This is a genomic window from Klebsiella sp. CN_Kp075, assembly GCF_040065055.2.
In the GTDB taxonomy this organism is placed as follows: domain Bacteria; phylum Pseudomonadota; class Gammaproteobacteria; order Enterobacterales; family Enterobacteriaceae; genus Klebsiella; species Klebsiella aerogenes.
On record NZ_CM198050.1, the window covers coordinates 4,930,568 to 4,945,794 of the forward strand.

Here is a 15,227-nt window from a genome sequence, read left to right on the forward strand (position 1 = left end):
GGCTGACGGGCCTCTTTTCGCCCTACGCCGCTTTGTCGTTATGGATAACGTCAGCGGCGAAAACGTAGCCCAGCCCGCGCAGGGTTTTAATCAACGTGGGCTGATGCGGATTGACCTCAACTTTACGCCGCAGGCGCATGATCAGCACATCGATCGTGCGGTCGAATACTTCCATGCTCTCATTATGGGTCAGCGCCAGCAGCTGTTCACGGTTCAGAACCCGGCGGGCGTTTTGCGCCAGCGCCAGCAACAATCCATATTCCCCCTGGGTTAACGCCACGCTCTGCTGCTGGGGATTAAACAGCTCACAGCGGCGGGTATCCAGTCGCCAGCCGTTAAACAACAGCCCATGCTCCCCGCCCGGCACGAGGCTTTCCGCGCCGATCGCCCCGCTGCGCCGCAGCACCGCCTTTACGCGCGCCACCACTACCCGGGCATTAAACGGTTTGGCGATGTAATCGTCGGCGCCCATTTCCAGCCCGACCACCACATCCGATTCGCTTCCCAGGCCGGAAAGCATGATCACCGGTAGCTCAGGCCGCGTGCGCTGCAGCTGTTGTAACACCAGCAAACCATTGGTATCCGGCAGGATCATATCCAGCAGCACCAGCGCGATATCTGCGCGCCGGGCGACCGTCGCCAGCGCTTCGCCGCCGTTCTGGCAGGCCACCACCTCGAACGCGTGGGCGCCGAGCACGTCGCCCAGCAGCTCGCAGATCGCGGTGTCATCATCAATCACTAAAATGACCGGTTTCATGGTTTACCTCTGCCTGGCGGGAATAGTGTCAGTCTGGTCGATTGTGCAAGCGGGCGACGACAAATCCATTTTTCGCTGCCGTTTTTATAATCGGCGTCACATCTCCGGGCTTTTCGTCACGTCAAAACTGACGATGACCTGTTTTTCGTCAGCATTTCGCCCAAAAAAGCCGCGTACTATCCGTTAATACCCACAATGAAAACATGGCATAGAAGATGCATAGTGACGGTCGATTGCGCGTCAGCGCTAATTGATTAACTGGAGCAAAACCGATGAAAAAAGTCGTCACGGTTTGCCCGTATTGCGCATCAGGTTGCAAAATCAACCTGGTGGTCGATAACGGCAAAATCGTCCGGGCTGAGGCGGCGCAGGGGAAAACCAATCAGGGAACCCTGTGTCTGAAAGGCTATTATGGCTGGGACTTCATTAACGATACCCAGATCCTGACCCCGCGTCTCAAAACCCCCATGATCCGTCGCCAGCGTGGCGGCAAACTGGAAGCCGTCTCCTGGGACGAGGCGCTCGATTACGTCGCCACCCGCCTTGGCGCCATTAAAGAAAAATATGGCCCGGACGCGATCCAGACCACCGGCTCCTCCCGCGGGACCGGTAATGAAACCAACTACGTGATGCAAAAATTCGCGCGCGCCGTTATTGGTACCAATAACGTCGACTGCTGCGCTCGCGTCTGACACGGCCCTTCGGTTGCAGGTCTGCACCAGTCGGTCGGTAACGGCGCCATGAGTAATGCCATCACGGAGATTGATAACACCGATCTGGTGTTTATCTTCGGTTACAACCCGGCGGATTCCCACCCTATCGTGGCGAATCACGTCATTAACGCCAAACGCAACGGGGCAAAAATCATCGTCTGCGACCCGCGCAAGATTGAAACCGCGCGCATCGCCGACATGCACATCGCGCTGAAGAACGGCTCGAATATCGCGCTGCTCAACGCCATTGGCCACGTTATTATTGAAGAGGATCTGTACGATAAATCCTTCGTCGCCAGCCGTTCCGAGGGCTTCGAGGAGTATCGCAAAATCGTCGAAGGCTACACGCCGGAGTCGGTGGAAGAGATAACCGGCGTCAGCGCTCAGGAGATCCGCGCCTGCGCCCGGATGTACGCCAGCGCCAAATCCGCCGCCATCCTGTGGGGCATGGGCGTCACCCAGTTCTACCAGGGCGTGGAGACCGTGCGGTCGCTGACCAGCCTCGCGATCCTCACCGGCAACCTCGGCAAGCCGAGCGTCGGCGTCAACCCGGTACGCGGACAGAACAACGTTCAGGGCGCCTGCGATATGGGCGCGCTGCCGGATACCTATCCGGGCTACCAGTACGTTAAGTTCCCGGAAAACCGCGAGAAGTTTGCCAGAGCGTGGGGCGTCGACAGCCTGCCGGAGCATACCGGCTACCGCATCAGCGAGCTGCCGCACCGCGCCGAACACGGCGAAGTTCGCGCCGCCTACATTATGGGCGAGGATCCGCTGCAGACCGATGCCGAGCTTTCCGCGGTGCGCAAGGCGTTTGAACAGCTGGAACTGGTTATCGTCCAGGATATTTTCATGACCAAAACCGCCGCCGCGGCCGACGTCATCCTGCCGTCCACCTCGTGGGGCGAGCACGAAGGCGTGTATACCGCAGCGGACCGCGGCTTCCAGCGCTTCTTTAAAGCGGTGGAGCCAAAGTGGGACCTGAAAACCGACTGGCAGATCATCAGCGAAATCGCCACCCGGATGGGCTATCCGATGCACTACAACAACACCCAGGAGATCTGGGATGAGTTGCGGCATCTGTGCCCGGACTTCTACGGCGCCACCTATGAAAAAATGGGCGAGCTCGGCTACGTCATGTGGCCATGCCGCGATGAGTCCGACGCCGACCAGGGGACGTCGTATCTGTTTAAAGAGAAGTTCGATACCCCCAACGGGCTGGCGCAGTTCTTCACCTGCGACTGGGTCGCGCCGATCGATAAGCTCACCGACGAGTACCCGATGGTGCTCTCAACGGTGCGCGAAGTCGGTCACTACTCCTGCCGTTCGATGACCGGCAACTGCGCGGCGCTGGCGGCGCTGGCGGATGAACCGGGCTATGCGCAAATCAACACCGCCGACGCCGAACGGTTAGGCATCGAGGATGAAGCGCTGGTGTGGGTCAATTCGCGTAAAGGCCGCATCATCACCCGCGCGCAGGTCAGCGATCGGCCGAATAAAGGCGCGGTATACATGACCTACCAGTGGTGGATTGGCGCCTGTAACGAGCTGGTGTCGGAGAACCTGAGCCCGATAACCAAAACGCCGGAGTACAAGTACTGCGCGGTTAACGTTGAGCGGATTGCCGATCAGCGCGCGGCGGAGCAGTACGTGATCGACGAGTACAACAAGCTGAAAGCCCGCCTGCGCGAAAGCGCGATGGGTTAAGGTTCGGCGGCCATACCCGATATCCGGAAACCCTCCCCGGTAGCGCTTGCGCTTACCGGGGCTACCGACCGACTACCGAACCGTAGCCCGGATAAGGCGCTGTGCGCCGCTATCCGGGAACCCTCCCCGGTGGCGCTTGCGCTTACCGGGGCTACCAACCGACTACCGAACCGTAGCCCGGATAAGGCGCTGTGCGCCGCTATCCGGGAACCCTCCCCGGTAGCGCTTACGCTTACCGGGGCTACCAACCGACTACCGAACCGTAGCCCGGATAAGGCGCCATGTGCCACTATCCGGGAATCCTCCGCCGGTAGCGCTTACGCTTACCGGGGCTACCAACCGACTACCGAACCGTAGCCCGGATAAGGCGCTATGCGCCGCTATCCGGGTATTCACCCCGCTAATTCCCGCCATTTTCTTCTTTTCCGCCGCCCTTTATACTGCGGGGGTCTTCCTTACTGATAATAAAAAAATGAAATACCTCTATTTACTGCTGGCGCTGACAAGCTTCGCCGCAGACGCTGCGGATCCGGGCAGCCAATACCAACAGCAGGCCGAAGCCGGCGACCCGCGCGCGCAGTTTTATCTGGCGGATACCTGGGTTAGCTCCGGCAACTACCAACAGGCCGAATACTGGGCGCAGAAAGCGGCGGCGCAGGGCGATGGCGACGCAATGGCGCTGCTGGCTCAGCTTAAAATCCGTAACCCGCAGCAGGCCGACTATCAACAGGCGCGACAGCTAGCGGAAAAATCCGTGCAGGCCGGCAGCAAGGCCGGCGAGATTATCCTCGCCCGGGTGCTGGTCAATCAGCAGGCCGGACCCACCGATTATGCGCACGCCATCAGGCTGCTGCAGGATGCGGCCAAAGATGAAGAGAGCGACTCCGCCGTCGATGCGCAGATGCTACTGGGGCTTATCTACGCCAGCGGCGTGCTGCCGCCGGAAGATGACCTCAAGGCCGCGCAGTACTTCAAAGGCAGCTCGGCGCTTTCACGCACCGGCTATGCCGAATACTGGGCAGGGATGATGTTTCAGCAGGGAGAGAAAGGTTTTATCGAACCAAACCCGCAAAAAGCGCTGCACTGGCTTAACGTCAGCTGTCAGGAGGGGTTTGATACCGGATGTGAAGAGTTCGACAGGATAACCAAAGGCTAAAAAAAGCCCGGCGCGAATGGCCGGGCTCTGACATCTTATTGGGCGGTTTTATCAAACTTGCCCAGCACTTCGCGTTCATACGCCAGCGCTTTCTTACGGTCAAACTTGTGTTCCCACTTGGCGATAACCAGCACCGCCAGCGCGTTGCCGACCACGTTCAGCGCGGTACGCGCCATATCGAGGATACGGTCGACGCCGGCAATAAACGCCAGCCCTTCCAGCGGGATCCCCACGCTACCCAGGGTCGCCAGCAGCACCACGAAGGAGACGCCCGGTACGCCCGCGATGCCTTTTGAGGTCACCATCAGCGTCAACACGAGAGTGATTTCCTGCCACAGGGAGAGTTCGATACCGTACAGCTGGGCGATGAAGATCGCCGCGATGCTTTGATATAGCGTCGAACCATCGAGGTTAAAGGAGTAGCCGGTCGGCACCACAAAGCTGGTGATTGAGGCCGGCGCGCCGTAGGCTTCCATTTTCTCAATGATACGCGGCAGTACGCTCTCGGAGCTCGCGGTGGAGTAAGCCAGAATCAGCTCGTCTTTGAGGATACGAATCAGGATCCAGATGCTCAGCCCACATACCCGCGCCACGATACCCAGCACCACCAGCGCGAAGAACAGAATCGCAAAGTAGACCAGGATAACCAGCTTAGCCAGCGGCCACAGCGAAGCGAAGCCGAAGGTGGCGACGGTCACCGAGATCAGGGCAAAGACCCCGACCGGCGCATAGCGCATTACCATGTGCGTCACTTTAAACATGGTTTCGGAGATAGAGCGGAACACGGTCACCAGCGGCTCGCGGTGAGTAGACGGCAGGGAAGAAAGCCCCAGGCCGAACAGCACCGAGAAGAAGATAATCGGCAACATATCGCCTTTCGCCATCGAGGCGACGATGTTGGTCGGCACCAGCGACAGGATGGTTCCCATCAGGCCATGCGCGTGACTCTGCACTTCCGCGGTGGTGTTCTGATATTTCGAGATATCGACCGCCGCCAGCTGCGACATATCAATGCCGCTGCCCGGCTGGAAGACGTTCGCCAGGGTGATCCCCAGTACAATCGCCACCGTAGTGATCACTTCAAAATAGATGATGGTCTTGGCGCCGATGCGGCCCAGTTGCTTAGCGTCGCCTACGCCCGCAATGCCCACCACCAGCGTCGAGATGACAATCGGGACGACAATCATTTTAATCAGGTGGATAAAGATATCGCCCGCCGGGGTCAGGAGGTTTGAGATTAACCAATCACGGCTTTCGGCGTGGTAATGCAGGTAGCTGCCCAGAAGTATGCCAAGCACCAGGGCTAGCAAAATCTGCCAGGCCAGGCTGACTTTTGTTTTTTTCATCACTACTGACTTCCTCAATGAAAGGCACCATTCCGGGAGGTAATGGCACCCACTGAAAGGGGTATGAATTGTGTTGCGTTGCTTTATGGGGTTATTTAACGCGCAATATCAGTATCATTTGCACGGCATGCTGCGCAAGCCTTTAAGAACAGCGCTTTCCTCTGGTTTTCTGCATAAATCCGCCCATTTCAGCGCATTACATTGCATAAGTATTTGTTATAAAAAATATTTAACACATTCAGTTTCTATAAATACAGCAAATGAATTATTTCATTTCAAAGTTTCATTTGATTGAATTTCATTCAGTTTAATCAATGCGTGATCTGCCCCCCAAATAGTAAACAAAGCTCATAAAGCCCCTATTCTTAACGGTTATTTGACATATATTTAACAAGTTAAAGGAGAAAAAAAGCCATGAGCCAAATACATAAACACCCTATTCCCGCAGAGATTGCGGAACATTGCCTGATGAATCCGCAACAGTACCAGGTGAACTACCAACAATCCATCACCAACCCAGATGCCTTCTGGGGCGAGCAGGGCAAAATCCTCGACTGGATTAAGCCCTATACGCAGGTAAAAAATACCTCTTTCGCGCCGGGAAACATCTCCATCAAATGGTATGAAGATGGCACTCTGAACCTCGCGGCCAACTGTCTCGACCGCCACCTGCACGAGCGCGGCGACCAGACCGCGATCATCTGGGAGGGCGACGATGCCAGCCAGAGTAAAAACATCACTTATCGCCAGCTCCATCGCGATGTTTGCCGTTTTGCCAACGTATTGCTCGATCTGGGCATTAAAAAAGGCGATGTCGTTGCTATCTATATGCCGATGGTGCCGGAAGCCGCCGTGGCCATGCTGGCCTGCGCGCGCATCGGCGCCATCCACTCGGTAATCTTCGGCGGCTTTTCGCCGGAAGCGGTTGCCGGACGCATTATCGACTCCAGCGCTCGCCTGGTGATCACCTCTGACGAAGGGTTACGCGCCGGTCGCGCCATCCCGCTGAAGAAAAACGTCGACGATGCGCTGAAAAATCCGCACGTCACCAGCATCGAGCACGTGGTGGTCCTCAAGCGCACCGGCGGCAAAATCGACTGGCAGGAAGGTCGCGATCTGTGGTGGAGCGATCTGATTGAAAAAGCGGATGAACAGCATGAAGCGGTGGAAATGAACGCCGAAGACCCGCTCTTTATCCTCTATACCTCCGGCTCGACCGGCAAACCGAAAGGCGTGCTGCACACCACCGGCGGCTACCTGGTGTATGCGGCGACCACCTTCAAATACGTCTTTGATTATCATCCGGGCGATATCTACTGGTGCACCGCCGATGTGGGCTGGGTCACCGGTCACAGCTACCTGCTGTACGGCCCGCTGGCCTGCGGCGCCACCACGCTGATGTTTGAAGGCGTGCCAAACTGGCCGACCCCGGCGCGCATGTGCCAGGTGGTGGACAAACATCAGGTCAATATTCTCTACACCGCGCCGACGGCGATCCGCGCGCTGATGGCGGAAGGCGACAAAGCTATCGAAGGTACCGATCGTTCCTCACTGCGCATTCTCGGCTCGGTCGGCGAGCCGATTAACCCGGAAGCCTGGGAGTGGTACTGGAAGAAGATCGGCAACGAGAAGTGCCCGGTGATGGACACCTGGTGGCAGACAGAAACCGGCGGCTTCATGATTACCCCGCTGCCGGGCGCCACCGAACTGAAAGCCGGTTCCGCCACGCGTCCATTCTTTGGCGTCCAGCCGGTACTGGTGGACAACGAAGGGACGCCGCTGGAAGGCGCGACCGAGGGCAATCTGGCGATCGCCGACTCCTGGCCTGGCCAGGCGCGTACCCTGTTTGGCGATCATGAGCGCTTCGAGCAGACCTATTTCTCAACCTTTAAAAATATGTACTTTAGCGGCGACGGCGCCCGTCGCGACGAAGATGGTTACTACTGGATCACCGGTCGCGTCGATGACGTGCTGAACGTCTCCGGCCACCGTCTGGGCACCGCGGAAATTGAATCCGCGCTGGTCTCGCATCCGAAAATCGCCGAAGCGGCGGTGGTTGGTATTCCGCATAACATCAAAGGCCAGGCCATCTACGCTTACGTGACGCTGAATCACGGCGAAGAGCCGACGCCGGAGCTGTATGCCGAAGTGCGTAACTGGGTGCGCAAAGAGATTGGCCCGCTGGCGACGCCGGATGTACTGCACTGGACCGACTCGTTGCCGAAAACCCGCTCCGGCAAAATCATGCGCCGAATTCTGCGTAAGATTGCCGCTGGCGATACCAGTAATCTCGGGGATACCTCGACGCTGGCCGATCCGGGCGTAGTGGACAAACTGCTCGAAGAGAAGCAGGCCATTGCGATGCCTTCTTAACACGATACCTACCCCCCTCTCCCTCTCTGGAGGGAGAGGTTAAAAACATAAACTCCCCCCAAGGATTCTGTTCAGCAGGAAAGCGGTAAACCAGCGGCTACTCGACGTAATAACGTCGGGCGGGTCACTGTTGCCGACGGATAGCCGATGGATGACATAAGGGTTACCTCTGGAGACGCTAAGATGAATGAACAAATTTGTCAGCGGATAGAAAATAGTGCGCATTTCAGGGAGTTAGTTGCATCACGGCAACGGTTTGCCGCCATTCTGTCAGTCATTATGTTGGTCATTTACGTAGGCTTTATTTTGCTTATCGCCTTCGCGCCCGGCTGGCTTGGGACGCCGCTGCATGAAGGCACCAGCGTTACCCGCGGCATCCCTATTGGTATCGGCGTCATTATCATCTCCTTCGTTCTGACCGGCATTTACGTCTGGCGGGCAAACGGCGAATACGACAAGTTGACCAAAAGCGTGATTAGCGAGGTGCAAGCATCATGAAAAAAGTCCTGACGGCGCTTGCCGCCACGCTCCCTTTCGCGGCCAACGCCGCCGATGCCATTACCGGCGCGGTGCAGCGGCAGCCGACCAACTGGCAGGCGATTATCATGTTCGTGATTTTCGTCGCCCTGACGCTGTATATCACTTACTGGGCGTCAAAACGCGTGCGTTCGCGCAGCGATTACTACACCGCGGGCGGCAATATCACCGGTTTCCAGAACGGTCTGGCGATCGCCGGCGACTTTATGTCCGCAGCCTCGTTTCTCGGCATTTCCGCGCTGGTGTACACTTCCGGCTACGACGGTTTGATCTACTCGCTCGGCTTCCTCGTCGGCTGGCCGATTATCCTGTTCCTGATCGCCGAACGCCTGCGTAACCTCGGTCGCTACACCTTTGCCGACGTAGCGTCTTATCGCCTGAAGCAGGGGCCGATTCGCACTCTCTCCGCCTGCGGTTCGCTGGTGGTGGTGGCGCTGTATCTGATTGCGCAGATGGTTGGCGCCGGCAAACTCATCCAGTTGCTGTTCGGCCTCAACTACCACGTTGCGGTGGTGCTGGTCGGCGTGCTGATGGTGTTGTACGTGCTGTTTGGCGGCATGCTCGCCACCACCTGGGTGCAGATTATTAAAGCGGTCCTGCTACTGTTCGGCGCCAGCTTTATGGCCTTTATGGTGATGAAGCACGTCGGTTTCAGCTTCAATAATCTGTTCACTGAAGCGATGGCGGTGCACCCGAAAGGGGCGGCGATCATGAGCCCCGGCGGGCTGGTGAAAGACCCGATATCGGCGCTATCGCTCGGCCTCGGCTTGATGTTCGGTACCGCGGGTCTGCCGCATATTCTGATGCGTTTCTTCACCGTCAGCGACGCCAAAGAAGCCCGTAAGAGCGTGTTCTACGCTACCGGTTTTATGGGTTACTTCTATATCTTGACCTTTATCATCGGCTTTGGGGCGATCATGCTGGTGGGGGCGAATCCGGCGTTTAAAGATGCGGCCGGACAGCTCATCGGCGGCAACAACATGGCGGCGGTGCATCTGGCGGATGCCGTCGGCGGTAACCTGTTCCTCGGCTTTATCTCAGCCGTAGCTTTCGCCACGATTCTGGCGGTGGTCGCCGGGCTGACGCTGGCAGGGGCATCGGCGGTCTCTCACGATCTTTACGCTAACGTGTTCCGCAAAGGCGCGACCGAACGTCAGGAGCTGAAGGTATCGAAAATTACCGTGCTGATCCTCGGCGTGGTAGCGATTCTGCTGGGGATTTTGTTCGAAAACCAGAATATTGCCTTCATGGTCGGCCTGGCGTTCTCTATCGCCGCCAGCTGTAACTTCCCGATTATCCTGCTGTCGATGTACTGGTCGAAGCTGACCACCCGCGGCGCGATGATCGGCGGCTGGCTCGGCCTGCTGACCGCGGTGATTTTAATGATCCTTGGCCCGACCATTTGGGTACAGATCCTCGGTCACGAGAAAGCCGTCTTCCCGTATGAATACCCGGCGCTGTTCTCCATCGCCATCGCGTTCATCGGCATCTGGCTATTCTCGATTACCGATAACTCCGCAGAAGGGATGCGCGAGCGCGAGCAGTTCCGCGCCCAGTTTATCCGTTCACAAACCGGTATCGGTATCGAACGCGGCCAGGCGCACTAATGGTATCGGCCTCTTCCTCGCGCTGAGGAAGAGGCTATATTTTAGTTATAGGTAAAGGTTATCACCCCGCTCGCATTTGCCGATCCCGCCGTCACCGTCTCCGCTGTTTTGTAATAATTGGTGGTAAACATGAGCGACTGCATAGCATATGCGCCGCCGGGGAAATCAGGATTGGTAAAAATGGTATAGCCGGCATCCGCGCCGTTATTGGTCACCGTCGTGCGGCTTGAATAATATAAGCTGATATCCGTATTCAGCGGCAGCGCATTGTCCTTCAGATTGAGCTGTACGCCAACGCCGGTGGCAGCATTACCATCCGCTGTTAAGGCCATCACCGTATGGTTCGGGTTATCGCCGCTCGCTTCCGCGGCCGTCACCCGCATTACAACGTTAGTCCCCGGCTCACAGGAGAGCGTCACCGATTGAGTTGCAGAGCCAGCTTTCCCCGAGGAATTGAATGCCGAAGCGCTTACCGTCCCCATCGCGAAATTCAATCCTGAGCTACTGACCATGCAACCCATCGGGGTGAGCTGAATAGTCGTGGTGCCGCTAATATGCAGCTGGGAAATTACGATAGTACCTGAACTGTCTTTCGCAGAGACCGTCGCGACCGGATCGTTCAACGACAATTTACTATTTGTCGCTATTGGGCCACCGGTCGCCACCAGCTGTAGCTGGTAAGCCGGTGAGTAATTGGTTGAAGCATAATAATCCAGTACGCCGGAAGGTTTGCCGAGGTAGTAATTAACATCACCAATAAAATGCTGCTGATAGTCGCTATTGAAATCGTCGCTATCGCCATTATATTCGCCGGTAACGTTTAACCAAACTTTGACTCTCAACCCTACGCCTTGTAACGAGGTGGTATAGATATTATCGCCGATTAAATCTCCTGTGTTATTTGATGCCCACTGAAAGTTAGCATATATATCACCTTGACAGTTGAGTAGCGCGGCCTGCGAACGAGTTATCTTACCTGAGTCATATAATACTGTTCCGGCCGAGTAATTCCCGGCACTAAGTAAAATCTTCTCAGGCAAATTAGTCATCGATACATCGCCAGAATTCACCCCCTCACAAGCCCAACTCAACACAGGGAAAATCAGCAGTAACATTAATATATATTTACTCATACCATTCCTTGTACATCGAATTATTTATAGATGACATCAAAGGTTGCGGTAAATCCCACAATGCCAGCGCTAATTTTTCCGTAAGGTGAATACATTCTGGCAATCATATTAAATGTATGAATATCAGTGCTGGCATCAAATGTATAAACATATCGGTCATTAGGGCCTAATGGCTGATTATCCGCCAGGCTAAATAACTGCATTCCGACGCCGCTGGCCCCGGCGCTGCCGGTTTGATAATTTTTATAAATTGAAGTATGGGTATCATCAAAATAGGAGCCACTGAAGGATAAGGTGACCGTAGAGGTTCCCGCGGAGCAGTTGCTAAACTCAAGCTTGACCGGCGTGCTTTCCCCACTGGATCCTGCTTTACCTGTTAGCGTTTGATACGACACTGTGCCTAAATCAATGGTGGCAGAGGGTTTTATTGCAACGTCACAGGATGGTTCCTCAATATTGCCAGAAACGTTAAAATTGATCGTGCTTGAATCCTCATAGGCCAATGCTGGCGTCGAAATAACAAAAAGCGCACAGATTAAATAGCCAAATAAACAGATTAAGATACCGCCGATACATTTAACATCACCCATATTCAAACCTCATTCCTTTGAGCAACCATCTAAGTTAATGACACAGTGCTTGATAGAAAATAATCTCCTGATTTTTTTCCTTCACGGTCAAATCATAATCTGCACGGCATTGTTCATTTCGCCCCTCGCCCCATTTCACCAGCATGGTTCCTTTTTGCTGAAGACCCGTCATATAAACCTGCCCGTCATCGCCAACGATATTGCTGCGAATATCCTGGCGCCGTTGTGGTTGTTTTTCTAAAGTCACAATAGCGCCAAATGGCGCGACGCCGGTCGCCGTCTTTAACGTGACCATGGCCTTTGCTCCAATATAGGTATCGTATTGCACTCTGACTATCGCGTTACGCGTCGGTACCACGTTTCTCACCACATTATCAACCTCCGCACCCGCAATCCGTTGTTCATCCAATGACAGGCTATTGACATGATATGGCCGAATATATGGCACGATAGCGTAACCTGAGGAATCGGTTGTGACATTGGTTTGTCCGCGGACCGCCACATCGCTCACACCGGGTGTTTCAATCAGGGCGGAACTCTCACCGAGGAATCGGGAAAAGGTGAGTCCGCCCGCATGGGCGATCATGCCTCCGCGTAATGAATAGTTATAGTGATTGCTATAATGGTCATAGCCGTAGCCGGCGGAAATATCCCCTTTGGAACTCTGATAATCCACACCAATATTTCCGGAAGTGCTTTTATTACTGGCGTTATAACCTTGCTGAACATTCCAGTTAAGCGATCGATCCGCCAGCATCATGCCGTTCAATCCTACGCTGTGGGTGGTGTCGCTTGCACGGCCAGAACTCATGCTGTAATTAGACGAGAGCCTTTCGCCTATCGGTATAGACAGCGTTAACGACACAATAGTATCGCTGCCAGGTTTCGTCTCTCCATGACTTTCACTACTTTGTACGTTACGGTTATATGAATAGTTAATGAAATAAGAAACTTTTCCCAGCGAACCGCTATAGCCAATGCCCAATGAATCCATTCGCGAACTATCCCAGTAAGTTTCATTCACTAAGGAAAGCGACAGAGAACCATACCCAAACAGCGATTGCGATATTGAGGCATCAAAGCGCCCTTTTTTCCGACCAGTTAATGTACAACAATCCTGGTCATCTGAGGTCTTATCGATAAAATCCTGAAAGGAATAATATCCCGCAGTAGAATAGCGATAACCAGCCACCGAAAAATTAGTTCCCGTCTGCAAAAAGCTTTTACTAAAACGCAGGCGTAAGGATTGTCCCTTTTTTTGCGATAACGTAGAGCGGGCTTCGTTTTGCTTAATATTGGCCAATGATTGAGAAGCATCAAACGACAACGCACCAATGCTTCCTAAGTTAAAACCAGAACCCATTAATATATTAGTATATTTATCTTCAGCCTGCTGTAGTCCCGCATATAACGTAATATTACTTGAAACGCCGTATGCCACCGTCGACTGGACAAAATTATATTCTTTATCACCGGAACTGGAGGCACGCGTTTTTCCGCTACTAAAAGCATAGTCCAACTGCCCCTCGCGTTGCAAAATAGCCAACGAGGCATAAGGCACGACAAAATTTTGCTCGCTACCGTCGGACTCTTTAATATTAACGTTGAGATCGCCGGCGCTCCCGGTTGAATAAAGATCCTTAATCTCGAAAGCCCCGGGAGCAACCGTTGTTTTATAGATACTGTAGCCATTCTGATAAACGGTGACCTCGGCGGTGGTGCGCGCGATACCTTTAATCGTTGGCGCGAAGCCGTGAAGACTGTCCGGCAGCATTTCCTCATCCGAGCTCAACTGCAGGCCAGTAAAATTTATGCTGTCATAAATACCCGACGAGGTATAGGTATTACCCAGAATGAATTGGCTTTTCAGGATATGGATATCGCGCGCCAGATAGCTATACACCGATTGCCAGTGACTACCGTCATCGCCGTGATCAAACGTACTATAGTTGCGAAGACGCCACGGTCCCAGATTTATACCAGGCTGCAAACTCGCAAACTGGCTTTCGGTAGCGCTACCGCCATGCCGCGGCGTATTCCATTGCCCCGACAAACTATAGTTAAGCAAACCCGCGTTGATTCCTTGTTGCCACTGCTCCTCCGGAACATAGTCTCCAGGGCGATTGAGCAGCGCCGCCTGGGGCACGGAAAGTACCAGGCGCTGCTGCGACAACGACACTGAGTATTCAAGACCAGGGATCGCTGACAGAGAGGCGCACTGCGTTGCCATATCCGCAAGCTGCGGATAGCGCGCGGTATTAATTGACCATGATTTTAGCAGTCCAACGCCAATGCAGGGTTGAACCCTGGTCTCTTGTTTATCCGTGTTTTCTTTAAATTCAATCACCTCGGTAGATATATATTTATCATTAATATAAATATCCAGATTATAGCTACCGGGTGGAATCGTATCCTGAGATAACCAGGATAAGTCCACGGCGGTAGCGCTACTTTCAGTCACTTCCAGTAAATGCGGGTTGAAGTATTCTCCGGCCTGCGCGCCAGAACTTAGGGTAGTGGCGTATAGCAAGAATGCTGCTCCGATATACCCTGGAGTATGAAATAGAGTAACGCTACTGTATGATTGCGGAATATTTTTTCCCTGCCATACCATAATCATTAATCACGCTCCATGTGATTTCTTTGTTCCTCGCAGAGGATAAAACATCTTTTGCCGGTATCTTTAACGTAGAAAATGGTGCCGCGAACCATATTCCAGATACATTCTTACCGTTAATCTTTATTTGTGAAAAATTCATATATAACGGTGAATTATTTGTTACGCTATAAAAGTTGCTATCGTGACTCCATTGTAATTTAGCAGCATAATTTTCTGGGATTTGTCCCTGCAGCTCTTTGGGACGATAAATAAGTTTAATTTTAGAATTAATAGCGAACTGCACCGTGTTCTTATCTGGCACATTATCCATTGCGGGTATGCCTTTAACATTTAGCCAAAGCATGGACTCCCGACTGGTTGGTAATGGCTTCCCTGAACGCACTATCCGGACAAAACCTTTCTCACCAGAATTTAAACGAAATAGCGGTGGTGTTATAATAAATGAGTCTTTTTCAGGTGATGAAGTATCAACGACAGAAAGCCAGGACTGGACAATATTAGTGGTATTATCTCTATTATCAACAGCCACTACCGTACTCTCTTTGGCGCCATCAAATATCACCCGAGTCGCACCGACCACTACGCTCGCTTGCGCATTCGAAAGGGTTAGCAATAAGCTAATAAAAAATAAACGATATCTCATATACCCATAATAAAGGGGAATCTACATACCGCTCCCCTTTCTCCA

At 53.8% G+C, this 15,227-nt stretch carries 12 protein-coding genes; 6 read left to right on the forward strand and 6 right to left on the reverse strand.

Going from position 1 to position 15,227, the window contains the following annotated elements:
• Positions 1–22: 22 nt before the first annotated feature.
• On the reverse strand, positions 23–757 hold the full coding sequence (locus ABLV78_RS23450; RefSeq protein ID WP_042894288.1) for a response regulator: 735 nt from the start codon (positions 755–757) through the stop codon (positions 23–25).
• A 272-nt stretch (positions 758–1,029) separates the two neighbouring features.
• Between ABLV78_RS23450 and fdhF the strand changes: the two genes are divergently transcribed.
• From fdhF to ABLV78_RS23465, 3 genes are all read left to right on the forward strand, one after another.
• Positions 1,030–3,177, forward strand: coding sequence for a formate dehydrogenase subunit alpha (gene fdhF / locus ABLV78_RS23455; RefSeq protein ID WP_077598920.1), 2,148 nt, complete (start codon positions 1,030–1,032; stop codon positions 3,175–3,177).
• A gap of 129 nt (positions 3,178–3,306) precedes the next feature.
• Positions 3,307–3,534: a hypothetical protein gene (locus tag ABLV78_RS23460; RefSeq protein ID WP_226473744.1), complete on the forward strand. Its 228-nt coding sequence runs from the start codon at positions 3,307–3,309 to the stop codon at positions 3,532–3,534.
• 115 nt (positions 3,535–3,649) lie between these two features.
• A complete protein-coding gene (locus ABLV78_RS23465) occupies positions 3,650–4,333 on the forward strand; it encodes a tetratricopeptide repeat protein (protein WP_026612428.1) in 684 nt (227 codons plus the stop codon).
• Between the two features lie 35 nt (positions 4,334–4,368).
• Here ABLV78_RS23465 and gltP read toward each other — a convergent pair whose 3' ends face one another.
• Complete coding sequence (gene gltP / locus ABLV78_RS23470) at positions 4,369–5,679, reverse strand: glutamate/aspartate:proton symporter GltP (RefSeq protein WP_047047489.1); 1,311 nt, start codon at positions 5,677–5,679, stop codon at positions 4,369–4,371.
• A 414-nt stretch (positions 5,680–6,093) separates the two neighbouring features.
• Here gltP and acs point away from each other — a divergent pair, with 414 nt between their 5' ends.
• The 3 genes from acs (at position 6,094) to actP (ending at position 10,196) form a co-directional block, all read left to right on the forward strand.
• Positions 6,094–8,052 carry an acetate--CoA ligase gene (acs, locus tag ABLV78_RS23475; protein ID WP_045398142.1) on the forward strand — a complete coding sequence of 653 codons (1,959 nt, stop codon included), beginning with the start codon at positions 6,094–6,096 and terminating at the stop codon, positions 8,050–8,052.
• Between the two features lie 183 nt (positions 8,053–8,235).
• Positions 8,236–8,550, forward strand: a complete 315-nt coding sequence (locus ABLV78_RS23480; protein WP_045398145.1) for a DUF485 domain-containing protein — start codon at positions 8,236–8,238, stop codon at positions 8,548–8,550.
• Complete coding sequence (actP, locus tag ABLV78_RS23485; protein WP_045398148.1) at positions 8,547–10,196, forward strand: cation/acetate symporter ActP; 1,650 nt, start codon at positions 8,547–8,549, stop codon at positions 10,194–10,196. The genes ABLV78_RS23480 and actP overlap by 4 nt, the downstream gene beginning before the upstream one ends.
• Positions 10,197–10,237: 41 nt before the next feature.
• Here the strand turns inward: actP and ABLV78_RS23490 are convergent, their stop codons facing one another.
• Genes ABLV78_RS23490 through ABLV78_RS23505 form a run of 4 tightly spaced genes read right to left on the reverse strand, consistent with a single transcriptional unit; the run spans position 10,238 to position 15,182 of the window.
• Entirely contained in the window at positions 10,238–11,329 is a 1,092-nt protein-coding gene (locus ABLV78_RS23490) for a type 1 fimbrial protein (RefSeq protein WP_047047317.1), read from the reverse strand.
• Between the two features lie 20 nt (positions 11,330–11,349).
• Positions 11,350–11,919 carry a fimbrial protein gene (locus tag ABLV78_RS23495; protein ID WP_047047320.1) on the reverse strand — a complete coding sequence of 190 codons (570 nt, stop codon included), beginning with the start codon at positions 11,917–11,919 and terminating at the stop codon, positions 11,350–11,352.
• A 34-nt stretch (positions 11,920–11,953) separates the two neighbouring features.
• Positions 11,954–14,539, reverse strand: a complete 2,586-nt coding sequence (locus ABLV78_RS23500) for a fimbria/pilus outer membrane usher protein (protein ID WP_047047323.1) — start codon at positions 14,537–14,539, stop codon at positions 11,954–11,956.
• Entirely contained in the window at positions 14,493–15,182 is a 690-nt protein-coding gene (locus ABLV78_RS23505; RefSeq protein ID WP_047047326.1) for a fimbrial assembly chaperone, read from the reverse strand. The genes ABLV78_RS23500 and ABLV78_RS23505 overlap by 47 nt, the downstream gene beginning before the upstream one ends.
• Between the last annotated feature and the right edge of the window lie 45 nt (positions 15,183–15,227).